18 protein-coding genes and 1 pseudogene are annotated in these 23,751 nt (G+C 68.2%); 1 reads left to right on the top strand and 18 read right to left on the bottom strand.

The window, feature by feature from the left end; all coding sequences use genetic code 11:
• Positions 1 to 34: 34 nt before the first annotated feature.
• Positions 35 to 292: a hypothetical protein gene (locus APH44_RS27300; protein ID WP_054895434.1), complete on the bottom strand. Its 258-nt coding sequence runs from the start codon at positions 290 to 292 to the stop codon at positions 35 to 37.
• 460 nt (positions 293 to 752) lie between these two features.
• On the opposite strand from APH44_RS27300, the gene APH44_RS27295 reads away from it, so the two are divergent.
• Positions 753 to 1,178, top strand: coding sequence for a RidA family protein (locus tag APH44_RS27295; RefSeq protein WP_054895433.1), 426 nt, complete (start codon positions 753 to 755; stop codon positions 1,176 to 1,178).
• Positions 1,179 to 1,298: 120 nt separating this feature from the next.
• Here APH44_RS27295 and tagF read toward each other — a convergent pair whose 3' ends face one another.
• From tagF to tssA, 17 genes and pseudogenes are all read right to left on the bottom strand, one after another.
• Positions 1,299 to 2,012: a type VI secretion system-associated protein TagF gene (gene tagF / locus APH44_RS27290; protein ID WP_054895432.1), complete on the bottom strand. Its 714-nt coding sequence runs from the start codon at positions 2,010 to 2,012 to the stop codon at positions 1,299 to 1,301.
• A 10-nt stretch (positions 2,013 to 2,022) separates the two neighbouring features.
• Entirely contained in the window at positions 2,023 to 5,583 is a 3,561-nt protein-coding gene (gene tssM / locus APH44_RS27285; RefSeq protein WP_218187350.1) for a type VI secretion system membrane subunit TssM, read from the bottom strand.
• 10 nt (positions 5,584 to 5,593) lie between these two features.
• A complete protein-coding gene (gene icmH / locus APH44_RS27280) occupies positions 5,594 to 6,874 on the bottom strand; it encodes a type IVB secretion system protein IcmH/DotU (RefSeq protein WP_054895435.1) in 1,281 nt (426 codons plus the stop codon).
• Positions 6,875 to 6,902: 28 nt separating this feature from the next.
• Complete coding sequence (gene tssK, locus APH44_RS27275) at positions 6,903 to 8,234, bottom strand: type VI secretion system baseplate subunit TssK (RefSeq protein WP_054895431.1); 1,332 nt, start codon at positions 8,232 to 8,234, stop codon at positions 6,903 to 6,905.
• Between the two features lie 24 nt (positions 8,235 to 8,258).
• Positions 8,259 to 9,656 (bottom strand): type VI secretion system-associated FHA domain protein TagH, encoded by a 1,398-nt coding sequence (tagH, locus tag APH44_RS27270; protein ID WP_054895430.1) that lies wholly within the window; start codon positions 9,654 to 9,656, stop codon positions 8,259 to 8,261.
• A gap of 33 nt (positions 9,657 to 9,689) precedes the next feature.
• Complete coding sequence (locus APH44_RS27265) at positions 9,690 to 11,651, bottom strand: type VI secretion system Vgr family protein (protein ID WP_054895429.1); 1,962 nt, start codon at positions 11,649 to 11,651, stop codon at positions 9,690 to 9,692.
• A gap of 253 nt (positions 11,652 to 11,904) precedes the next feature.
• Positions 11,905 to 12,501: a hypothetical protein gene (locus APH44_RS27260; RefSeq protein WP_054895428.1), complete on the bottom strand. Its 597-nt coding sequence runs from the start codon at positions 12,499 to 12,501 to the stop codon at positions 11,905 to 11,907.
• Between the two features lie 31 nt (positions 12,502 to 12,532).
• Positions 12,533 to 13,138: a hypothetical protein gene (locus APH44_RS27255; RefSeq protein ID WP_054895427.1), complete on the bottom strand. Its 606-nt coding sequence runs from the start codon at positions 13,136 to 13,138 to the stop codon at positions 12,533 to 12,535.
• 17 nt (positions 13,139 to 13,155) lie between these two features.
• Positions 13,156 to 13,761: a ribosome-inactivating family protein gene (locus APH44_RS27250; RefSeq protein ID WP_054895426.1), complete on the bottom strand. Its 606-nt coding sequence runs from the start codon at positions 13,759 to 13,761 to the stop codon at positions 13,156 to 13,158.
• Positions 13,758 to 16,403 (bottom strand): type VI secretion system ATPase TssH, encoded by a 2,646-nt coding sequence (tssH, locus tag APH44_RS27245; RefSeq protein ID WP_054895425.1) that lies wholly within the window; start codon positions 16,401 to 16,403, stop codon positions 13,758 to 13,760. Before tssH ends, APH44_RS27250 begins: the two co-directional genes overlap by 4 nt.
• Positions 16,396 to 17,439, bottom strand: a complete 1,044-nt coding sequence (gene tssG / locus APH44_RS27240) for a type VI secretion system baseplate subunit TssG (RefSeq protein WP_256216596.1) — start codon at positions 17,437 to 17,439, stop codon at positions 16,396 to 16,398. Before tssG ends, tssH begins: the two co-directional genes overlap by 8 nt.
• Positions 17,424 to 19,243: pseudogene (gene tssF, locus APH44_RS27235) on the bottom strand (type VI secretion system baseplate subunit TssF). Before tssF ends, tssG begins: the two are co-directional and overlap by 16 nt.
• Before the next feature lie 50 nt (positions 19,244 to 19,293).
• A complete protein-coding gene (gene tssE, locus APH44_RS27230) occupies positions 19,294 to 19,812 on the bottom strand; it encodes a type VI secretion system baseplate subunit TssE (RefSeq protein ID WP_054895423.1) in 519 nt (172 codons plus the stop codon).
• Between the two features lie 97 nt (positions 19,813 to 19,909).
• Positions 19,910 to 20,392 (bottom strand): type VI secretion system tube protein Hcp, encoded by a 483-nt coding sequence (locus APH44_RS27225; protein WP_054895422.1) that lies wholly within the window; start codon positions 20,390 to 20,392, stop codon positions 19,910 to 19,912.
• Positions 20,393 to 20,442: 50 nt separating this feature from the next.
• Entirely contained in the window at positions 20,443 to 21,939 is a 1,497-nt protein-coding gene (gene tssC / locus APH44_RS27220; protein ID WP_054895421.1) for a type VI secretion system contractile sheath large subunit, read from the bottom strand.
• Positions 21,940 to 22,029: 90 nt separating this feature from the next.
• Positions 22,030 to 22,539, bottom strand: a complete 510-nt coding sequence (tssB, locus tag APH44_RS27215) for a type VI secretion system contractile sheath small subunit (RefSeq protein WP_054895420.1) — start codon at positions 22,537 to 22,539, stop codon at positions 22,030 to 22,032.
• 37 nt (positions 22,540 to 22,576) lie between these two features.
• Complete coding sequence (tssA, locus tag APH44_RS27210; RefSeq protein WP_054895419.1) at positions 22,577 to 23,593, bottom strand: type VI secretion system protein TssA; 1,017 nt, start codon at positions 23,591 to 23,593, stop codon at positions 22,577 to 22,579.
• Positions 23,594 to 23,751 lie beyond the last annotated feature (158 nt).

The following is a 23,751-nucleotide window of genomic DNA, read 5'->3' as shown; positions in this document are numbered from 1 at the left end:
GAGGCCCTGCAAGCCTTTTGGAAATGAGTACGGACTAATGCAGGGACAGCGGCTGCGTTCGGCTCTTGAGCTGCACCTGAGCCAACGCATACTCCAACAGCGAGCGCACAGCGTCGAGCTCGTGCATCACGCTAAGCAGCATGATCGTGGCGGGAGATTTGGGGAGGAAGGTGATCGACTGGTTGGCTACCGCCAGGCCACACAGGGTGGACTCCATGGCTTCGACCAGGGTGTCTTCGAGGTCGTCGGGAGCTTCGGTGACATAAGGCGGGTCGGGGACGATCTTCAACATGATTTCATCTCGAGGTTCATGAGCGATCAACCAGCCATCCTTCACTTGCAGGTGAAGGGTGGCGGCTACGTACGGGCCTGCAAGTCCGGGGAACATCGAGCAAAAACCCGGCTGACCCAAAGGTCACCCGTACGCAGCCACCATTGAGCACAACCACTGGCATAGGCCAGCGACTCAGGGGTGAGCACCATCGATGTTCAAACAGGCTTGCAGGCCCGGTCGTTGATTTGGCAACGACCGGACGAGACTAGCCGTGACTGCGATGGTGCAAAAGCGGGCGGAGGATGCTTGGGAAAGGGACTACATGAAATAGGGAAACCCTGATTTCACTGAGCAGGAATTCCGCCTGATTGAGTGACTGGGTTGTGTCCAGGAGATTTCTTCTCTCCGCCACAAACACCCTTGACCTCAAGTTGACTCGAGGTTGCAGACTGCCCGCTCTTTCCTCTGGAGCAATCCCATGTCCGCAGATTCCCGTCCCGCATTCGCGCTGTCCAATCCACCCGGGCTGTACGACCCGAGCAGCAACGGTTACTCCCACGTCGCCGCAGTAGCACCTGGAGCCAGGCTGTTGTTCATTGCCGGGCAAGGTGGCGAGGATGTCGACGGGCGACTGCCCGCCGAGTTTGCCGCGCAGGCCAGGCAGGCACTGGCCAATTTGGACACGGCGCTGCGGTCGCAGGGCGCGAGCTTGCAACAGGTGTTCAAGCTGACCTTGTTGATCGTCGATCATGATGAGCATCGCTTGCGTGAATGGGTCAGCGAAGCAAATCGGGTCTGGGAAAGCGGGCATCCGGTCTGCACCCTGATCCCCGTTCCACGACTGGCGCTTGATGGCATGCTGGTGGAGATCGATGCGGTGGCCGCTTGCTGTGAGGCGGTTTGAGATTGATCTGACGTGACCCGCCGTGCCTGACACGGCGGTGTCTTTTTCGCGGGCAAGCCCGCTCCCACAGGTACCTCGCTGTACTCAAGATCAGCGGTGAGGGCGGTGCAGGTATGAAGCTCAAGCCGCGCCGCCACCCTCCCCGCCCAGCATGCCAACGAACCACCCCGCCCCCGGCAAGCCCCGGCTCACCAGCAGCGTCGGCGCTACCTGCGGCCCGCCCTCGGTCCAGAACAAGGCATGCCCGGCCAACGACCGCTGCCCCGCCAACTCGTCCAGTTGCATCAACCACTGTTCGACCGCCTGCGCCATTCCGTCCTGCTCCGGCAACGCCGACCACATCGCACCCATCGCCGGCTGCCCCCACACAGGCGCAAGGCTTGCGGGCTCTGGCCGTGATGGAGCGGGCAACTGGCTGAGGTCGCGGTCGAAGCGCTCCAGCACAAACCCCGCCTCCAGGGTCGACAATGCCAGGCGCTCCACTTCGGCGTACCACGCACCGTCGCGCCGCAGGCGCTCCAGCACTGGAATGTCCGGCCCGCCATAGGCCAGGGTCAGGGGAAAATAACGCCCCACCCGGTCGACACTGGGCATCATCACGCCGGCCCAGGCGGGCTCGCCGCACACCCCGGCGGCCAGGGCGAAATGCCAGATCGGACTGCAGCGGTAGGCCTGCTCCCACCCAGCTCCCAGGCGCTCGCGGCTGGCGCGCAGGCCGGCCTGCAGCCATTCATCCCAACCTCGCACGAAGGCGGGCGACAGGCGTCGGCTGAGGAAATCGCCATGGGTCACCAGCTTGCCGTAGAAGCCGGTGCGCGAAACGCGCTGTTCCAAGGGCCTCACCTCACAACCGCGCCGGGCAACGGAACTGCTCCAGCGCGTCGCGGCGGAACGGGTTGATCACGCTGCTGGCGCGTAGCGTGTAGCTCACCTTGTGCCCGCCCAGGTTGAACGTGAGCAGGAAGCGCTCACCCGATTCACCGCTGACCTGCCCCCGGTCAAGCAAACGCAACCAGGCCCAAGGGCCGTCGCTGCGCAGGTCGCTACCGGTGAGAGACTGCAATTGCACGCGGTCGCTGCCTTTGCCGCTGGGCAACACGATCGGCGTGAACCCGGTATCGCCGCGAGGCACGAACGTCACCGGCTGGCCAGCGATATCCAGCGTCACCTGGCCCAATGCGGGATCGACGGTCAGGGGTTGCACGTCAAAGCGCAGCGAGGGCTGGCGGGCACCGGCGACGAAGAACATGTCGCGCAGGCGTGCGCCGCGCTGGAACTGGTCGAGCACCTCCTGGGGAATGCTCAGCGGCGCACTGCCGTTGGCGCGCCAGCGCCATTGGCTGCTGCTCATGTCGACGTAGGGCGCGAGGTTGCGGCTGAAGAAGTCGTCCATGATGCCGCCGGGGCCGAAGAAGCGGCCGAAGTCGTCGGCGGTGACGTCGCGGCTGGCGCCGCGCACCAGCGGGTAGCGCCCGGCGATGGCATCGCGGCAGAACGGCGCGCCATTGGCCACCCACAGGGCGTTGAGGCGTTCGCGCTCGTTGCCGAGGGTCAGCGCGCTGCCGCCACTGTCGACTGCGCGCAGCACCTCGGACAACGGGACTGGCTGCTCGGTTGCGGCGCGCTTGATGCGCCCAAGCACCTCGCCGCTGGGCGCTGGCGTGCCACTGCGGCGGGCATTTTCGGCGCTGTCGAAGAACTGCGCGGCGTCCTTGAGCAGGGCCAGGCTTTCGTCCAGCGACGCCGGGGTGGCGCTGCTCGCCAGGGCATGCAGGGCGGCGAAGTGCTGGTCTACTGGGTTGCCGGTGGCAGCCGGCGCGGGGGCCGGGGCGCTGTCGGACAACGCACTTTCCAGGCGCTTGCGGGCACTGTCGAGGCGTTCGCGCAGGGCGCGGTCGACCGGGTTCCCGACGCTGTCGCCGGGGGTGTCGGCCAGCACGCCTTCGAGGGTGGTCTCGCGTGCGGCGGTCTGGAGGAAGGCGCGCAGCGGCGAGTCGGCGGCGGCCAGAGCATTACTCACCTGCGCCGCCTGGCCGAGGCTGGCCAGGGGCACCAGTTGCACGTCGGCCAGGTAGGCGTCCCACTGGCGAATGTAGTCGGCGTAGTACAGCTCGAGCACCGCAGCGCCCAGACGCGCACCATCGCCCGCGCCGAGAGCCGCTTCCTGGCGGTCGAGCACCCAGCTGTCGCGGGACATTTCGGCCATGGCGCGCTCGCGCCTGGCCAGCAAGGCGCGGTAGCCAGCCACGCTGTACACGCCGCTGACGCCGCGCGACAGCGGCAGGCCGCTGCGCCGCACCAGCAACGACGAGGCATCGCGCCCGGCGGCAGCGTTGACGCTCTGCTCGGCCAGCCCGGCCTGGGCCACCTGGCGCTTGAGGCGGTTGTAGATGCGCTGCGACAGCGGCATGCCCGCCAGGGTCAGGCGGGTCTTGGCGATCAGGTCGGCATCGAGCTGTACCGGCTCGGCGTCGGCGTCTTCGAGCAGCGCGGCGACATGCGCCCATAGTTGCTGGCGCTGCGCCTCGCTGGCCTGGGGCAACTCGCGGCGCCAGTCGACATCGACCCAGGCCTGCACCGAGGCGGCATCGAAGAACTGGCGCTGGCCGAGCATCAGGTACACGCGCAGGGTTTCGTAGAGGAAGTCCTGGTTGCTGGCATCGCCCCGGCGCAAGGCGCTCTCCAGGTTGCCGACGATCGACGGCAGCAGGGTGCTGCGCAGCAGGCGATGGTACAGCGCCACGGCGCCGGCACCGAGCTTGTCGCCCTGGTACAAACCAAAGCGTTCAAGCAGCGGCACGCCCTCCCCGCGCTGGTCGTAACCTGCGGGCAAGGCGCGGGCAGCGTCGAGCAGCGGCAACGCCTGCAACACGTTGCCCTCAGCGGGCAGCGCCTTGGCCAGTTGCGCCACCTCGGCGGTACGTTGCGCGGCGGTATCGACCAGCACGCGGTTGCGCTGGTAACTGAGCGCCATGCCCAGCGCCAGCAGCAGCGTCAGCACCGCGACCAGCACCATGCCCGCGCGCAACCATTGGCGGCGGCGCTGCTCCTGGCGCGGGTCGAGCCCGGCAAGGCCCGCTTCCTTGAAGATCACCTCGCGCAGCAGCCGGGTGATGAAGTAGCTGCGCCCACTGGCGTACCCGGCAGGCAGCACTTTGCGCCCCAGGCCGAAGGCGGCGGCCAGCGAGGCCAGCACCCGGTCGATCGGGCTGCCTTCCTGGGTGCCGCTGGTGAAGTACACCCCGCGCAGGCGGGTCGGAGCCTGGAAGCGGTTGGGTTCGAACACCGTACGCAGGAAGCCCGCCAGCACGTCGCCCATGCCGGCGAACTGCTGCGGGAAGCTGTACAGCAAGGCACGTCGCGACAGGTCACGCTCCTGTTGCATGCGCTCGAGCACGCGCACCTGCAACTGCCGCTCCAGCGCCTCGAACTCGGCCGGGAAGCCCGCCAGCGCCGCTCCCGGCTGCTCGCTCTGGGCCAGCGGGAAGGTCACGCCCCACACCTGGCTGCGCTCATCGCGCCCGAAGTGCTCGAAATATTCGGCAAAACCGGCCAGCAGGTCGCACTTGGTCACCACCACGTACACCGGGAAGCGCACGCCCAGGCGTTCGTGCAGCTCGTCGAGGCGCGCGCGGATCGCCGTAGCCTGGCGCTGGCGCTCGGCCTCGCCTTGTTGCAACAGGTCGCTGACGCTCAGGGTGACGATCACGCCGTTGACCGGGCTGCGTCGGCGGTGCTTTTTCAGCAGGTCGAGAAAACCGCGCCAGGCAGCCTTGTCGACCTCGGCGTCGCTGTCTTGAGTGGTGTAGCGCCCGGCGGTGTCCAGCAGCACGGCTTCGTCGGTGAACCACCAGTCGCAGTGGCGCGTGCCGCCGATGCCGCCGATGGCCGTGGCGCCGTGGGTATCGCTGAGCGGGAATTGCAGGCCGGAGTGGGTCAACGCAGTGGTCTTGCCGCTGCCTGGGGCGCCGACGAACAGGTACCACGGCAACTGGTACAGGTACTGCCCACCCGGTTTCCAGCCGGGGCTGACCTTGCGCAGCACGGCCATCGCCTCGCGCATGCGCTCGGCCAGGTGCGCCACCTCGGCCTGAGAGGCGCGCGCCGAGGCGGGTTCCCCGGCCTGCTCATCGGTGACCCCGGCCATCAGCAGGCGGTTGGCGCGCCAGGCGACAAAGGCGCGCCAGCCGAAGTAGGCCAACCACGCCGCCAGCAACGCCGCCACCAGCCAACCGCGCGCCCAGGCCGAGGCCAGTGGCTCGCGCCCGTCGAATGACAGCAGCGGGCCTTCGTACCAGATCAGCAGCGCCATCAATGCCACGCCCAGCAGCGACAGCAGCCAGGAACTGGCCAGCCAGCGCAGGCCGCGCATGAGGGTATCGAACAGATAGATCAGATAAGACATCGCCTGGTCCTCACTGCGGCTGCGCAGGAACAAATACGGTGATCTCTACGCGGCGATTGCGCGCGCGGTTGGCGGCCGAGTCGTTGGCCACCAGCGGCTCGGTCTCGCCACGGCCTTCGCTGCGGTAGCGCGTGGCCGGGCCCGCGCGTTCGGCCAGCAGGCGCGCGACGTTGCGCGCGCGGGTGTTGGACAGGTCGAAGTTCGACGACAACCGCGAACCCAGCGCAGGCCGCACGTTGTCGGTGTGACCGACCACCAGTACGTCGCCAGGTACGCCCTTGAGCGCCTCGCCTATGCGCGTCAACAGACCGTCGAAGGCGCTCGACACCTCGGCGCTGCCGGAGGCGAACACACCGTCGCCGCGCAAGGTGATCACCGAGCGGTCACTGGTTTCGCGCACGCTCACCAGGCCTTGGGCGATCTCCTCGGCGAGGAACCCGGACACCCGTACCGGCGCCGGCCCCGTGGGCTGGGCGACCTTCAACGGCGAGGCCAGGCGCAGCTCGCCCATCTGCGCGAACACCGGGTCCGAGGCGCGGTTGAGCAGCCAGTTGCCGGTCACCTGCAACAGCACCAGCAGCAGCGCCGCCAAGGCCGCCAGCACCCACAGCGGCACCAGGCGCAGCATCGACACCGACACAGTGGGCGCACCGCGCCAGCGTAGCGAAAGGTCCTGTTCGACCGCGCCGCGCTGCTGGCGAATCAACTGCAACAGGCGCTCGCGCAGGGCCGCCAGTTGGTCGAAGCCACGGTCCAGCACGCGGTAGCGCCCCTCCAGGCCCAGGGCCAGGCACAGGTACATCAGCTCCAGCACGTCGAGGTTGGCGCGCGCATCCAGGCTCAGGCGCTGCAGGATCAGGAAGAACTTCTCGCCGCCCCAGGCCTCGTTGTGGAAGGTCACCAGCAGGCTGCTGCCACTCCACACCCCGGCGCCCCAAGGCGTGCTGGAGATGGTTTCGTCGACCAGCGTGCACAGGGCATAGCGCGCCGCGGCGAGGGTCTGGGCTTCCACCCGGGCGTTGCGCGCCTGCGCCTCGAACTGCTGCACGGCCTGCACCAGCCGCTCGCGCAGGGTTTCCATGTCCGGTGCGCGGGTCAGCCCACGCAGCGGCACCACCAGGTCGAGCAAGGGGTTGGCGGCGCGCACCAGCGGGTTGAGGCCGGCGCCGCGCAGGGCCAGGTCGGCTTCGACCGGCGCAGGCGCGGCGCTGGAGGCCGGGCGGCGGCCGCCGGGGGTCGGCAGCAGCAGGGTGTGGTCCGGGTCTTGCCCGGGCTCAAGGGAGTCATTCATGTTCACGGTGATGTACCTGCGCTGTCGATCAGGCGTTGCGGATGGCCCAGAACTGCATGTCCAGCCCGGGGAAGCTGCCGGCCACGTGCAGGGCGAAGCCTGCCGACTGGGTCAGCTGTTGCCAGTACTCGCTGTTGCGGTCGAGTTCGAAGTAGGTGAAGCCTGCGTGGAACGGCAACTGCCGCGGCGCCACCGGCAAGGGCCGCAGGCCGATGCCGGGCAGTTGCAGGTTGACCATGTCGCGGATCTTCTCCACCGAGCCCAGCTTGACCTGCGGCGGGAAGCCGCTGCGCACCGCTTCGGCCGGCATCTGCGCGTGCACGGCGAGGACGAAGGTGGCGCTGCCGAGCAGCGCGCGGTCGGGCAGCACCGCCACGCGGATACCGAACTGGCGCTCCTCCAGCGGGATCTGCAGGGCGCGCGCGTCGATCACCGTGGCCAGGGCGCGGCGCAGGTCGAGCATCAGCGGGGCGAAGGTCTCGGCCAGGGCGTCGTGGCGGTACACCGGGTAGCGGCTGGCGCGCTTGTCGACGTGGGTAAAGGTCGCCAGCTCGCCGGCCAACTCAGTCAGTTGGCGGTACAACGCCTCGGGGTGCAGCCCGGCCATGCTGGCCAGGTGGCGCACCAGCGGCTCGCTGCGGTTGAGCAGTTGCAGCAGCAAAAAGTCGGCGATCTCTGCCGCGCCGCTGGCACCCGGCTGGGCCAGGCGCGTGGCCATGGCCTCGGCGCGCTGGTGCAGCAGGCCCAGCAGTTCGTCGACGAACGCCGCCAGGCGCGGTGCGGCCTGCAAAGTGAGGCTCGGCGGGCAGTAGGCGGGGTCGAGCAACACCTGCTGGTCGGCGCGGCGCTCCAGCACCCGTGCCACGCCCAACACCGCGTGGGCGTCAGCGACGTCGCTGGCCAGCGCCAGGCGCAGGCGCAGCTTGCCGACGTTCATCAGCGCGCTGTTGTCCAGGCCGTTGCTGTCCCAGGCCTCGTACTCGACGCTGCGATGGCGGGCGAAGTTCTCCGCGCTCACGCGGTCGTCCACTTCCGCCACGCCATGGCGGGCGGTGGGCAGCGCCAGCACCACGTCGAGGTCACGGGCGTCGGCGGGGATCTCCAGCGGCAACGGCATCTCGTCGAATGGCAGGCCGATCGGCGTGCCATCAGGCAGCACGCCGCTGTAGGCCTTGAGCGCCAGCTTGCCGAAGGCCAGGTGCTGCTCGTCGAGCTCCAGGCGCGAGAAGCCCCAGGCGTAGGGGCGCAGCGCCGCGACCCGGGCCTCCAGGTGGGCATTGAGGAAACGGTCGTGCTGCTGCAGGTGCTGGGGCTGCAGGAGCATGCCTTCCGACCAGACGACTTTGCTGTTCCAGGACATGAATGCGATCTCGGGTAAAGGGGTTCAGGGCATGTCGCGCAGGCGGCTGACCTGCTGCTGGTAGGCCACGGAGAATTTCTCGCCGTAGAGGCGTTGCAGGTCTTCGTCGCCATCACGTGCAAGCTCGGCGTGCAGCTCGGCGAAACGCGCCCACAGGCGGGCCTTGCGCGCAGAGGGCAGCACGCGTTCCAGGGCGCCGGGAGCGGCCAGGCGACGTTCGATGCGCACCGGGTCGAAGCGCTGCATCACCTCGCCCAGGGCCTCGCGCATGCCGGCGATCACCGCCATCTCGTGGGCGCGCAGGTCGTCGAAGGCGGCGTGCAGCGCCTGCACGCCGGGCAGATAGGCCGGGGCGTCGGTGCTGAGCATCTGGCTGAGGGCGCTGGTGGGGTCGGGGAAGAACTTCAGCGGGTTGTTCGAATGCGCGCCGATCATGGTCATCTCGATATGGCTTTCGCGCTTGGTCAGCGCCCGCGCCATCAGCACGCCCATGGTGCCGCCGGTGGCGGCGCGGAGCATTTCCCCCACCAGCCGGGCCAGCTCTTCGGGGCTGCGCGAGGCGCGCAGGTGCGGCAGGCCGAGGCCTTCGAGCAGGGCCTGGAGCACAGGGTCTTCGCCGGCCGCCATGGGTTCTGCGGCGACGGGGGCTGGTGTTGCGATTGGGGTGGGTGCAGGCGCCAGGCTGGCTGGGGCGGCAGGCGTCGCCAGCAGGTCGGCCAGGGCGTCGTAGCCATCGGGGATCAACGCCGCTTCCGGCGCCTGGGGGGCTGGGCTGACAGGCAAGGCCGGCAGGGCCTGCAACTCCGGCGACAGGTGATCGGCCGGAGTACCGAGGAAGGCCGCCGTGGGGCGCTGGCCGCCGAACAGGTTCAGGCCCAGCGGGTCGTCCAGCATCGGGGCCGGCTCGAACACTGACTCGCCTTGCAGGATGCTCGCCGCCGCCAGGGCGTCGGTGTCCACCCGTGGCTGGCTGAAGCCCGGCTCGCTGCGCGGTGCCACGGGGGCTTCCAGCGGCGGTGGCGGCGGCGGCTGGACCGGCGCCGGTGGCACGAACACCGCCAGGGTCTGGGTGGCGCCAACCCCCGTCTGGTCGGGGTCGGCCTGCTCCACCGCGAGCAGCGCCACACCGATCTGGTAGTCGCCGATCACCAACTGGTCGCCGGCCTGCAGCAGCGTCTCGCGGCCATGGCCGAGCAGGCGCTCGTTGATCACGCTGGGGTTGCTGCCGGTGTCGGTGAGGTAGTAGCCGCCCTCACGCCGCTCGACGCGGGCGTGGCTGCGGGAGATGTACTTGCCCGGATCGTCCAGCACCAGGTCGTTGCCGGGCGCGCGGCCCAAGGTGCCGGCGACGTCGATCAGGCACGCCAGCTCAGCTGCGGGCGGCTGCCCGCGATAACGTTCGACCCACAGTTTCACAGGCATGTCAGGTTCCTTTCGGCAGGAAGGTGGCGGGGTTCACTGGCGGCCATCGTCGGCCTCCTTGGGCTCCAGCGGCTGGCCCACCGGGCCGGGCCGCGAGGCCAGAACCAGGGCGTTGGCGGCGGCCGAGGCCTGGGGCAACGGCAGCGGCAGCATCGAGGCGATGATGGTCGGGCCGAGGGTCAGGAACGAGCCGCCGGCCTTGAGGGTGATGCTCGCCCCCGCCTCGATCACCACGTTCATGCCGCCCTTGATGTGCACATCGGTGCCGCCGCTGAGGCTGGCCTTGAGCGCGCCGTCCAGCTGCAGGTCACGGCCGGCGGCCTGGGACACGCTGCCCACGGCCTTTTCGGTTCGATCGCCCAGCACATGCTGATGGCGGTCGCCGCCGATGCGTTCGCGCAGGTCCTTGGCCACTCGCGAATGGCGCTCGCCGCCCACCCAATCAAGGGCATCGCGCTCGATGCGCTGGTCGAAGTTGCGCTCGGCGTGGATGAACACCTGCTCGGCGCCCTTGCGGTCTTCGAAGCGCAGTTCGTTGTAGCCGTTGCCGCCTTTGCTGGAGTGGCTCTTGAGGGTCGAGCGGGTGGCTTGTTCGGGCAGGTTGTAGGGCGGCATCACCTCGGCGTTGTAGACGCTGCCGGTGACCAGCGGGCGGTCGGGGTCGCCTTCGAGAAAACTCACCACCACTTCCTGGCCGATGCGCGGCAGGAACAGGCTGCCCCAGCGCTTGCCGGCCCAGCCCTGAGCGACGCGGATCCAGCACGAGCTGTTCTCGTTTTCCTGGCCTTCGCGGTCCCAGTGGAACTGCACCTTGATCCGGCCATACGGGTCGGTCCAGATCTCCTCGCCGGCCTTGCCCACTACCTTGGCGGTCTGCGGGCCGTGCACCAGCGGCCGCGGGGTGAGGCATGGCGGGCGGTAGTCCTGCTGGCGCGGCAGTGCGGTGAAGCGGCAGGTGAGCACGGGCGCCGGGTCTTCGGGGCGGGTCGGTTCGTAGGTGTCGGACGACAGCTCATATTCAGCGGCGAGCACCAGCACCTGTTGGTTCTGATCGCCGCGCGGGTGTTCGCTGAGGGTGAACAGCGCGCCGGGGAACAGCCCGCGCGCGCGGGTAGCGCCCTCGATACGCCGGTAGCTGGTGTGCCGGGCCTCGAGCTGATGGCGGGCCAGGGTCTCGCCCTTCGGGCGCTCGCGGTACTTGCCGGGATAGTCGTAGCGCTCGAAGCGCGACTGGGCGTAGGGGCGCGCCTGGGTCGACTTGACCAGCAGGTTGGCCGAAGGTTTTTCGAAGTCGTAGTCCTGCAGGGCCCAGGCGCCGGGCTCGACTTCACCACTCATGCGCCAGTCGTAGATCACCTCGCTGTCGCGCATGGCCTGGTCCTCGGCTGGCAGGTAGCGCACCTGTGCGTAGCCTGGGGCGGGCGCGTGGGCGCCGTAGCCGTCGGCCAGCACCAGGGTGTGGCGGCCGGCCGCGCTGCGGAAGAAGTAGTAGATGCCGGCCTGCTCCAGCAGGCGGCTGAAGAAGTCGAAGTCGCTTTCGCGGTACTGTACGCAGTACTCCAGGGCCGGGTAGCTGGCGCTCAGGCCCGAGGTGTCGACGTCGGCCAGGGTGTAGGGGGCGAACACCGCCTGGACGATGTCCGGCACGTTGCGCTGCTGGAAAATCCGGCAGTCGCTGCTGCGGGTCAGCAGCCACAGCCACGGGCGCACCACCGCATGGTAGGTGGCGAAGCGGCCCTGGCGGCCGGTATAGGCGAAGCGCGTGACCAGGCCGCTGAAGTGGCGCTGGCCGCCCTTGGGCAGTTCCACGGCAACGGTCAGGGGGGTGGCGAGCAGGTCGTCGAGGTCCAGGTCGGTGCGTTCGCTGTAGAGGTCGATGTGGTATTCGCTCAGGGTCGACAGGCCTTCGCGGGCGGTCATGCGCCTGAACAGCAGGGTGTCGGGGGCCAGCACGCAGGTGACGGCGATTTCGCGGTTGGCTTGGGTAACGGGCATCCAGGGCTCCTTCACGCGGGGTGGCCGCAAGGGTCGGCCTTGGGGACACAACAGGTGGGGAGCGGGGTTTATTCCGCAGGGGGGATGAAAAAAGGCGCAGTGGCTGTAAGTCACCACCTTTTTTGGCACCGGCGATGCCGGTGTTCGCGGGCAAGCCCGCTCCTACAGGTACAGCGCCGTTCTCAGGGACGGCGGCGAACCTGCAGGAGCAGCGGTGCGGCGTCACGGGCGTAGCCCGTGCCAGGCGACGCGATCAGGCCGCGGCGGTAGACACCAGCCGCTCCAGCACCAGGGTGATGCCGGTGGCGTTGTAGCACTTGCTCCACAGGTTCATCTGCTTGAAGTCGGCGAAGTCCTTGCCGTCACCCGGGTCCATGTAGGTGCCGTCCGGGCGCTGCATCACGTAGTGCAGGCCGATGCCGAAGGTCATCACGATCTTCAGCGCCCGCCGGTTGGCCGCCAGGGCCGGTGGCTCGGAATGGATGATCGGGAAGCCCGCACGCACGCACTTGGTCTCGGCATCGGGGTAGAAGGTCGACAACGCGCTGGCGACCATCCCGCTCATGTAGATCTTCACATCCAATCCCAACTCGCGGGCAGCGATGGCCACGTTGTGCGGGAAGGAATAGCCCAGCTTGCTCAGGTCGGCCTGCTCCTTGTCCAGCCGCCCGCCCGTCACGGACCCCGAGGTGATCTGGTACAGCGCCGCTTCGCAGAAATAGTTGGCCTGCAAGGCCTGGCCGGTGCTGCGCGCGCCGGTGTTCGGCATGGTGGTCACGCCCAGCTCCGCCGCCGCGCACAACAGCGATGCCGCGCCACAGGAAAATGCGAAATCTTGTTTCTTGTTCATGGAAGGCTCTCGAAGGCCGGCAGGCCTGGGTTCACTTGATGTCGGTAATCCAGAAGAACGGGTTCGGATGGCCAGAGAACGCCGCCGGCTTGTCGACGGTCTCCAGCTGGCTGCCGCTGAAACGCCACGAGGCGTAGTGCAGCGGCGCGAAGTACAGCCGCGCGTTGAGGTAGTCGAAGACAATGCGAAAGCGGTTGCCGCCCCAGCCGTAGGCGTCCAGGTCGCCCGCGGTGTACTCGACGTAGCCAGTGGCACAGTTGCCGCCGCCGCGGTCGGCCGAGTGGTGTTTGTTGGCCTGCGCGTAGGTGTGGTACAGCTGCCCGCGTGCCGAGGCCGGCTGCTGCGCCGTCAACTGCGGCAGGTAGCAGGGGGTGTTGGAATGGATCTGGCGCATCGCCCCCAGGGTGTCGTCGCCGATCGAGGTGGCGATGGCACTGCAATCGTAGGGCGCCGCCGATTGCATCAAGGTGCGCATCAACTGCTTGATGCGCGCGTCCACCGGCAGGTAGCGAAAATCGATGCGGTAAAGGTCGAGGATCGGCCCTTGCTTGCAGGCCTTGACGCAATCAGGGTCGGCCGCCTCTTCCAAGGCCTTGATGAACTCGTAGCTTCTTTTCTTGCCGTCGCGCTCGGACATGCTCGTTGTCTCCCCTGTCAGCCTGCGTGGCGCACCCACACCTTGGCGCTTTGCACCTCGGTGAGCTTTTCCCAGTCTTTGAACAGCGTCTGCCAGTCGCCCAGCGGCTTGTAGGCGTCGTGCTCGCTGGCCAGCAGGCGTTCGATCCGCAGCTCGGTTTCCTTGAAGCGCACCGCTTCGGCGCAGGCCACCACGGCGAACGACAGCGGCAGCCTGAGGTGGTCGAAGCCGCCGCCGCTGTATTGGCGCAGCGCTACCAGGTCCATGCGGGTGAAGGCCGAGTAGGTGGTGGCCGTGGTGTTGGTGCGCAAGGCCGAATGAGTGCCCTTCAGGTCAATCTTGCGCAAGCGATTGTTGTTGCCGCCCACGCCCAGCTTCGGGGCGAACGGCGGCTCGGAATCGGCGAAGTGGTACCAGGTGCCATCGGCGCCGAGGAAGGCATCGATGTACAGGGACTTGCGCGACATCAGCAGGCTCGCCGCCACGCCCTCGCCTGGCTTCAGGATCAGGTCGATGCGAAAGAACCCTTCGCGCCCCTTGGGCATGGCCAGCAAGGTGCGCATCTGGGCGATGGCGTCGCCGTAGACGAACAGGCCGGTGTACAGGTGCATGGTGATGATCATGCCGCTTCCTCGTCGTAGGTGTAGTCGAAGGCGCCGTCGCGCACGCCCAGGTGCACGCGGGTGACTGCTTCGCCGCGCAGCATCCGTTCGAGGAATTCGCGGCTGATGGCGGGCAGTACCGAATGGGTGAGGATCGCGTCGATCATCCGCCCGCCGCTCTCGAGCTCCGTGCAGCGGCTGGCGATCAGCGCTACCACTGCCTCGTCGCAGCTGAACGGCACGCCGTGGCGCTCGGCCAGGCGCCGCTCGATGCGGCCCAGTTGCAGGCGGATGATGCTGGCGAGCATGGCGTCGCTCAGCGGGTAATAGGGGATGGTCACAACCCGCCCGAGCAGCGCGGGCGGGAAGACGTGCAGCAACGGCTCGCGCAGGGCGCGGGCGATGGTTTCCGGGTCCGGCACCCGCTCCGGTCGCTGGCACAGGTGGCTGATGGTCTCGGTGCCGACGTTGGTGGTGAGCAGGATCAGGGTGTTCCTGAAGTCGATCACCCTGCCCTCGCCGTCCTCCATCCAGCCTTTGTCGAACACCTGGAAGAACAGCTCGTGCACATCGGGGTGGGCCTTCTCGATCTCGTCCAGCAGCACCACGCTGTAGGGCTTGCGCCGCACCGCCTCGGTCAGCACGCCGCCCTCGCCGTAGCCGACGTAGCCGGGGGGCGCGCCCTTGAGGCTGGAGACCGTATGCGCTTCCTGGTACTCGCTCATGTTGATGGTCACCAGGTTGTGCTCACCGCCATACAGCGCCTCGGCCAGGGCCAGGGCGGTCTCGGTCTTGCCCACCCCGGAGGTGCCGGCGAGCAGGAACACGCCCACCGGCTTGCCTGGGTTGTCGAGCCCGGCGCGCGCGGTCTGGATACGCCGGGCGATGGCTTCCAGGGCATGCGGCTGGCCGATGATGCGGCGCGACAGGCTGCTGGCCAGGTTGAGCACGCTGTCGATCTCGTTGCGCACCATGCGTCCGACCGGAATGCCGGTCCAGTCCTGTACCACGGCGGCCACCGCTTGCTCGTCGACGGTGAGCAGGATCAATGGCGTCTCGCCCTGGGCCTCGGCCAGCGCTTGCTGGCGGCTGCGCAGCTCAACCAGGGCGTCGTCGCTCGCGCCCTCGCCGCCCAGTTGCCCGCGCAGTTCGACGATCGCCGCCACCTGTTCCTGCTCGCTGGCCCAGGACGCCTCCAGGCCATCGAGCCGCTCGCGCTCGCGGGTGCGCTGCGCGTCGAGGGCCGCCTGGCGCGCGTCGGTGTCCACCCCCAGCGCGCGCTCGCGGGCGATGATCGCCTGCTCGGTGTCCAGCGCTTCGAGCCGCCGACGGCTGTCGTCCACCGCCGCCGGGGTGGCGTGCAGGCTGATGGCAACCCGCGCGCAGGCGGTGTCGAGCAGGCTGATGGCCTTGTCCGGCAGTTGGCGCGCGGGGATGTAGCGGTGCGACAGGCGCACCGCCGCAGCCAGCGCAGTGTCGAGAATCTGCACCTGGTGGTGGCGTGCCATGCTCTCGGCGATGCCGCGCAGCATCAGCAGCGCGCAGGCCTCGTCCGGTTCGTCGACCTGCACGGTCTGGAAGCGCCGGGTCAACGCGGGGTCTTTCTCGATGTACTTCTTGTACTCGGCGAAGGTGGTCGCGCCGATCGTGCGCAGCGTGCCACGGGCCAGCGCGGGCTTGAGCAGGTTGGCCGCATCGCCGGTGCCCGCCGCACCGCCCGCGCCGACCAGGGTGTGGGTTTCGTCGATGAACAGGATCACCGGCGTGGCGCTGGCCTGCACTTCGTCGATCACCGCGCGCAGGCGCTGCTCGAACTCGCCCTTCATGCTCGCCCCGGCCTGCAGCAGGCCGACGTCGAGCACCAGCAGGCGCACCGTGCGCAGCGCTGGCGGCACGTCACCGCGCACGATGCGCTGGGCCAGGCCTTCGACCACGGCGGTCTTGCCGACCCCGGCCTCGCCGACCAGCAACGGGTTGTTCTGCCGGCGGCGCATGAGGATGTCGATGACCTGGCGGATCTCGTCGTCACGCCCGACGATCGGGTCCAGCGTGCCGCTGCGCGCCTGCCCGGTGAGGTCGACGGTGAAGCGCGCCAGCGCCTCCTGGCCATTCGGGCCGGCGCTGGGTAGCGCGCCGGAGCTTTCCCCCGGTGCCAGCTGAAAGCCGTCGCTGGCTGCCTGATGGGCTTCGGGCGAGTCGGCCAGCACCGTGGCGAAGCATTCGGTAAGGTCGTCGACGCGTACCTTGGCGAACTCGGCGGACAACGCCAGCGCCGCATTGCGCAGGGCGCGGTCCTTGAGCAGGCCGACCAGCAGGTGCCCGGAACGTACCTGGGCCTCGCCGAACATCAGCGTGGCATGCACCCAGGCGCGCTCGACCGTGTCTTCGAGTTGCGACGACAGGTCGGTGATCGAGGTGGAGCCACGCGGCAGGCGGTCCAGCGCCGTGGTCAGGTCGGCGGCCAGGCGCGCCGGGTCGAGGCTGTAGTGGCGCACGATGCGCACCAGGTCGCTGTCCTGCGCCTGCAGCAACTGGTGCAGCCAGTGCGCCAGCTCCACGTAGGGGTTGCCACGCAGCTTGCAGAACACCGTGCTGCTTTCGATGGCCCGGTAGCACAGGCCGTTGAGTTTGCCGAACAGGGCCACTCGACTGATCTCAGCCATGATCTGATCCTTGCGATGAGGGGGAAACGGAAGGGGTAAGGCGCGGGTTGATGAGCAACTGGCGGTCGTCTTCGCTCGGCGGTGCGCTGCTCAGCCAACTGCTCCAGCCAAGCCGGGCATCCCGGCCCAGGCGGGTGCCGGGCAGGTGCTGGCGGGCGACGATGAGGTTGACGTCCCAGTCCAGCGCCAGACCCGCGTACTGGCGCACCCAGTCGGTCAGCCGACGCAGGCCGGGCTGGCCCGGCAGCAGGCGGCGCACTTGGGCCATGCTCAGAGGCCCGACCCGCAGGCGGAACTTGCCCTGGGCGTTCCACACCTTGCGCCCGAGCACCGTGCCCACGCCCAGGCGCTCGGCGCTCGGCCCGCTGCGCAGGGCGCACAGGCCATCGGCCGGCAGGGTCATCCAGTGGCCGACGAACTGCTCCACCTGCACCGGCACGCCGAGGTCGTCGCTGAGCAGCGCGGCCAGGCCTTCGGCATTGCGCATGTGCGGCGCCAGGCGCCCGGCATGGTGCTGCTTGGCCAGTTGCGGCACGGCATCGCGGCCTTGCAGCGAGGGCATGCCCAGGCCGATCAGCGAGGCCACGTAGTCGGAGAAGCGGTCGGTGCCGGGGCGGTCGAGGCTGACCGCTGGCTGGGCACTGGCCCAGGCGCGGTAGAACAGGCTGATCAGGCGGTGATGGAAGATATCGAGGAAGCGCGCCAGGGTCGGGTCGTCGACATTGCGCTGGCGGTCGCGTACGTATTCGGTCAGGTGCAGCGGCAGTGGGCCGTTGGCGCCCAGTGCGCCGAAGCCATTGAGCAGAAGGCGCGGCGCCTGGTGCCCGTCGCCCGTCTGCAGGCCCGACAGCATCGCCGGTTCGAAGGCCAGCGACGGCTGCTGGCCGAAGCGCAGCGGCTCGTCGGCCGGGCGGCTGGCCTGGCCGATCCGTGGGCGGTCGGCGAAGGCGCATTCGAGCTGGCGCAGGGCGGCGTAGAAATCGAACGACGCCGGTTTCTGCGCGAGCCGCTGCAACAGCGCTAGAGGATCTCGCATCGCCCTACCCTCGCCGGCCACTGCATGATCAAGCCGCGCGTGGTGCTGTGCAGCTGGGTTTCGGTGAAGCTGTTGAGCGCCACGTACTTGGCGAAGAACTGCTCCAGCACCGCGCCGAAGACGAACAGGCTGGCGCCTTCGAAGGCGCTCTCGTCGACTGTGACGCACACCTGCAAACCACGGCCATGGGTGATCGGGCCTGGGATCGGCAAGCGTCGCACGATCGACCGCGCGCTCACCGAGCGCAGCCCGTCGACCTGCTTGTGCACCGGCGTATCGCTGACGCCGCAGTACAGCCGCAGCAGGTCGCGCAAGGCGCTGGCGCCCTGCTCCGGGTCCTGGTCGAGCAGCGACAGGTAGTTCAGCGACAGGTGGCTGACCAGCCGCCAGGCGGTTTCGCCCTCGGCGAACGAGGCTCGCGGCGCGGTCGGCCCGGCCACGCAACGCACCGCCTGCACCGGCGCGCCGGACTCGACGGTGAAGTCGGTCTTGCCCACGCCCACCGGCATGCTCAGCACCAGGTCGCGGTTGCTGCACAGGGTGTCGACGCCCAGCTGGCGCAGGTCGCTGCGGTACGGCGCCTCGTGGGCGTCGACCAGGGTCAGGAAGATCTCGCTGCCGATGTAGCTGGAGCGCGGCCCCTGGCGACGCTGCTGGGCGCTGAGCACGCGGGTGTCGCGGCGCACCTGGTACCAGGCGCCCTGGCGAGGGTCGTGCAAGTCGTTGGCGCGGTAGAACGACTCGAAGCGCTGCTCGGCCTCGGCACCGCTGCCGTGGCCGGTGACGCCGGTGACCTGATGGATCTCGAAATCCATCGGCCGGGTGCGGTCGGGCACCACGTGGTAATCGACCTGCTGGTCGGACAGGTGCACGCGGTCGGCGCGTTTGGGGAACAGGTTGATCGCCGGGGTGCAGTGCAGTGCGAACTGCGTGGCGGACACGCTGCTTTCGAGCGCTGGCACGAAGGCCTTGAGCAGCACCGTCACATCCAGTTCGCTGACGTCGCAACGCTGCGCCGCCGGGCCCAGTCCGCCCAGTTCGACGAACTGGAAGCGCTGCGGCAAGGCGAAGTATTCCTGCAGCAGCCGGTAGCCCTGGAAGGTCCGCGGCGCCACCGGCAGCAGGGCCTGGTCGTCGTCAAAGCCCTGGGCGCGCAGCGCCGAGGCGTCGATGAAGGCATGCCAGCGGTTGTCGGCCTGCACCGGCTGCACCAGCACCCCGGCGGCCTGGGCCAGCAGTTGCTCCTGGATGCGCCCGGCCAGCCCTTCGGCGCCGCGCAGGTGCAGCATCAAACGCTCGAGGGCGAGCTTGTCGAAGGTCAGTCCGGCGCCGACTTTCAGGCGCAGGCGCAGCGCCGCCTTGACCGGGCCCAGGCGCGCCAGCTCGACACCGCCGACCTGCCCGGAGCAGGCGAAGTAACGGGCCTCGGTGAGCTCGATCGGCCAGAGGGTGACGTCATGCGCGGTGCGGAATTCGCAGGCGGTCTGGTCGCCCTTGCCCAGCAGGCTGTGCAAGGGCGTGCCGCGCGGCACGGTGAAGCCGGCGGCCAGGCTGCCTTCGGCGAGGTCCGGTTGCAGTTGCACCAAGGCGGTGGCTGGCGTGGGTGCCAGGTAATGGGGGTAGACCAGCTCCAGCAGGTGATTGGTGAAGCGTGGGAATTCGGCGTCGATCTTCAGTTGCACGCGCGCTGCGAGGAAGCTGAAGCCCTCCAGCAGGCGCTCGACGTAAGGGTCGGCGCAGGCGTGGCTTTCCAGCCCAGACGCCCGGCGACCTTGGGGAAATCGCGGGCGAACTCACCGCCCATCTCGCGCAGGTGCTGGAGTTCGCGCTCGTAGTAACGCAGCAGCTTGGGGTTCATCGCACACCTCCGGCGTCGATGTCGTAGAGCTTCACATCGCCCGCCTCCAGGTCCAGTTCGGTCTTCAGGTACAGGCGCTCGGGCAGCGGCTGGCCCCACAGCTCACCGTGGATCTCGAACGCCACCTGGTTGGGGCTGGCCTGTTCGCGGTCCCGGGCCAGTGGCGTGACGCGCACGCTGGCCGGCAGGATGCGCGGCTCGAAATCGACGATCACCTGCTCGATGCGCCGCGCCAGGGCCTGCGGGTCAAGGCCGGTGACGGTCTTGCCGGACAGGTCGGGCAGGCCGAAGTTGAGCACCGAGCGCGCCGCCAGCGGGTAGGCGGTGAGGTCCTGCACACTGCCCAGGCTGGTGCTGTTGAGCAGCCAGCCGAGGTCGCGCAGCACCGCCTTGCGCAGCGCGCGCATCGACAGCACGCGCTGCTCGCGGGGCTCGTGCGACTGGTCGCGGGCGTCGTCGCTCAGGCGGTCGAGCAGCGAGGGTTGCAGACGCTCACTGCTGGTCAGCTCAGCCATGGTCGACAGCGCCAGGCAAAATGAAGGGGGTCATGGGCGACACTCCAGGTCGAAGGGCCGGGCCGGCACCTGGGCACCGGCCGGCCAAGGGGCCAGGTCAGATCTTGGCGTTGGCTTCCAGGTCCCACTTCTTCGGCGTGCCGGTGGTGATCTTCTCGCCGCTGAAGGAGTCGTACTGGTAGCTGATCTTGGTGAAGTTGATCGAGAAGGTTTCGCTCGGGCGCTCGCCGTTGCTGCTGGCCGAGTAGGAGCTGATGATCGCCTCCTCGAGTTCGAGCTTGAGGAACACCTGCTCTTTCTTCTCGGCGCCGCCGGTCTGGATGAAGTGGATCTCCGCCTTGCCCAGGCTCTTGCCGCACACCGCCTCCATGAACAGGTCGGCGGACGCCAGGTCGGTGGCCTTGGTCAGGGAAATCTCCGAGAACGACGGGTTGCTGGTGTCGCGGTCGGCGCCGCCGCCGCTGGTGGAGATGGCGCGGCCGACGCCCATCTGCAGGGCGTCGATGGTGATCCAGTCGGCGTGGCCGGAGACGGTCGAGGTGCCTTTGATTTTCTTGCCGTTGAAGTTGAGCAGGATCATGGTCTGTACCTTTTCGGTGGGTCAGTGAGGGTGCTGGGGAACGCGCGCCGTCAGGTCTTGGCCGACGGCAGCTTGGAAACCAGGCGCAGCGACACGGTCAGCCCTTCGAGCTGGTAGTGCGGGCGCAGGTAGAACTTGGAGTGGTAGTAGCCGGGGTTGCCCTCGACCTCCTCGACCACCACCTCGGCGCCGGCCAGCGGCTTGCGCGCCTTGTCCGATTCGGTGGCGGTGGCCGGGTTGTGCTCGACGTAGCGGCCGATCCAGTTGTTCAGCCACACCTGCATGTCGGCGCGTTCCTTGAACGAGCCGATCTTGTCGCGCACGATGCATTTCAAGTAGTGGGCGAAGCGGCAGGTGGCGAACAGGTACGGCAGGCGCGCGGCCAGGTTGGCGTTGGCGGTGGCGTCGGGGTCGTCGTACTCGGCGGGCTTGTGCATCGACTGCGCGCCGATGAAGGCCGCCAGGTTGCTGTTCTTCTTGTGCACCAGGGGCATGAAGCCGTTCTTGGCCAGTTCTGCTTCACGACGGTCGCTGATGGCGATTTCGGTCGGGCAGGTCATGTCCACGCCGCCATCGTCGGTCGGGAAGGTGTGCACCGGCAGCCCTTCGACTGCGCCACCGGACTCGATGCCGCGGATCTGCGAACACCAGCCGTAGTGCTTGAACGAGCGGTTGATGTTCACCGCCATGGCGTAGGCGGCATTGGCCCAGGTGAAGTCCTTGCTGCCGACGCCGTCGGTGGTCTCCTCGAAGTCGAAGTCTTCCACCGGGTTGGTCTTGGCGCCGTAGGGCGCGCGGGCGAGGAAGCGCGGCATGGCCAGGCCCACGTAGCGCGAGTCTTCCGAGGCGCGGAAGCTGCGCCAGGCGGCGTGCTCGGGGGTCTGGAAGATCTTGGTCAGGTCGCGCGGGTTGGCCAGCTCCTGCCAGGATTCCATCAGCATCACGCTGGGGTCAGCGGCGGTGATCAGCGGGCAGTGGGCGGCGGCGCTGACCTTGGCCATCTGGCTCAGCAGCTCGACGTCCGGGGCGCTGTTGTTGAAGTAGTAGTCGGCAACGAACGCGCCGTATGGCTCGCCGCCGAACTGGCCGTATTCCTCTTCGTAGAGCTTCTTGAAGATCGGGCTCTGGTCCCAGGCCACGCCCTTGAACTTGCGCAGGGTGCGATGCACTTCGGCCTTGGAGATGTTCATCACGCGGATCTTCAACGACTCGTCAGACTCGGTGTTGTTCACCAGGTAGTGCAGGCCGCGCCAGGCGCTTTCCACGCCCTGGAATTCCTCGTGATGGAGGATGTGGTTGATCTGCTCGGAGAGCTTGCGGTCGAGCTCGGCGATCATGCCTTCGACGGTGCCAAGCACATCGCCGGTGATCAGCCGGGTGCCTTGCAGGGCCTGCTCGGCCAGGGTGCGCACGGCGTTCTCGACGGCGTCGCGGGCCTTGTCGGTCTTGGGCTTGAACTCTTTTTGCAAGAGGCTGGCGAAGTCATCGAGGTCGACTTTGCGGGCCGCTGCGGGGGCCGTTGTCTCATGGGCTTGTGGGGTGGACATTGCAGCATCCCTCGTTTTTGGGCAAAAGGGTCTACCTGCCGGTGCCGCGAAGGCCCAGCCGGGTGTCAGGGTTCGATCAGGGAGTTGGGGTCAGTCGCTGCTGTCGGCAGTCGGCTTCGGCGCGCTGCCCAGGGCCTGCAACAGCGCAGGGTCGGCGAGCACGCGGGCGAGCAGTTCCTCGGCGCCGACCTTGCCGTCCATGTAGGTCAGCAGGTTGGACAGCTGGTTGCGTGCGGTGAGCAGTGCATCCAGGGACGGCACCTTGCGCGCCACGGCGCCGGGGCTGAAGTCGTCCATGTTCTCGAAGGTGATCTCCACTGGCAGGTTGCCCTCGCCGGTAAGGGTGTTGGGCACCTGGAAGGCCACGCGCGGTTTCATCGACTTGAGGCGCTCGTCGAAGTTGTCGACGTCGACCTCCAGGAACTTGCGCTCGGCCACCGGCGGCAGCGGCTCGGCAGGCTTGCCGGAAAGGTCGGAGAACACGCCCATGACGAAGGGCAATTGCACGGTCTTCTCGGCGCCATAGATCTCCACGTCGTATTCGATCTGCACCCGGGGGGCGCGGTTGCGGGCGATGAACTTCTGGCTGTTTTCTGCCACGGGACTGCTCCTGTGCTGGGTTAACGGGGTGTATCGATCAGTCGTCGCTGCGCGGGTCGTCGCGCACGCCACTGACCATGGCCATCTGCGCCAGGCCATCGGGGGCCAGGTCTTGCAGCAATTCGATGAAGTTCAGATCCAGCAGTTTGCGGGCACGCTGCAACAGCAGCGGCACCGGGCTGCCGGGTTCGTGTACGGCGAAGTAGGCGCACAGTCGATCCAGGTTCTGGCGCACGTCCTCGCGGCTGGCGATCTCGCCACGCGGGCTGGCACCGGTGGCGCGGGCCTGTGGTGTGGCGGCCTGCGCGGTGTCGATGGGCGTGGCGGGCAGTCGCTGGCGCAGTACCTCGGCAGCGCGGCACAGCGCCGTGGACAACGCGCTGAGGTCGATGGCGCTGGTGAAACCGACGTGCTCGGTCAGCAGCGACTCGATGCGTTGGCTGCTGTGCCAGGCATGCTCCAGGGTGGCCAGGGTGTCGGCGAGGTGCTCGGGGGCGGCTTGCTGGAAGACGGCCTCGATCATGGCCAGGGACGGGCTTTGCGAATCGGACGTGGCACTGGCTTCACCGTTGGCCAGGTCGATGTCGCGCAGGCTGACGCTACCCAGCGGCGCGGCATCGACCAGCGGCGTGGTGCGCAGGTCGTGCAACAGGCCGGCGGTTTCACAGAGGCTGGCCAGGGTGTTCACGCGCAGTTGCGGGTCGCGGTCGTCTTCCGGGTCCAGTTGCGGGTGCAGGTGGGCCCACTGGTCGGCGAGTAGGGTTTCGATCAGTGCCAGGCCTGCGGCCAGACCAGGGAAGCCGTTGAGGTTGAGCTCGGCGCGGGTCAAGTGCGCGGCCAGACGCAGGTCTCGGCTGCGCTCGGCCAGGGCCAGGGCCAGGTGGTGCACGCGCTTCCAGTCGGCGGCGGTGGCCTGGGTCAGGGTGCTGCCATATTCGACTTCCGGCTTGCCCTGGACCTCTTCCTCGAGGGCCAGGTAGTCGGCATCGTATTCCAGGCTTTCGCCACAGGGTGCGTCGGCGGTCAGCGGTTCGGCCAAATGGTTAAGGTACATCGAAGGACCCCATCGGAATGCGTGTTCTGAGGGGATAACAGGTGGGGGGTGGGGATTATTCCGGGGGTGGGAAATTATTTTTTGGGGGCTGTGATGGCCCTATCGCGGGACAAGCCCGCACACAGGTTCACCGCTTAATCTGGGAGCGGTGGGGTATC

Source organism: Pseudomonas sp. NBRC 111143, from assembly GCF_001320965.1.
Classification (GTDB): domain Bacteria; phylum Pseudomonadota; class Gammaproteobacteria; order Pseudomonadales; family Pseudomonadaceae; genus Aquipseudomonas; species Aquipseudomonas machongensis.
The sequence above is the reverse complement of the archived record's forward strand: the minus strand, read 5'-3'. Positions and strand labels throughout refer to the sequence as shown.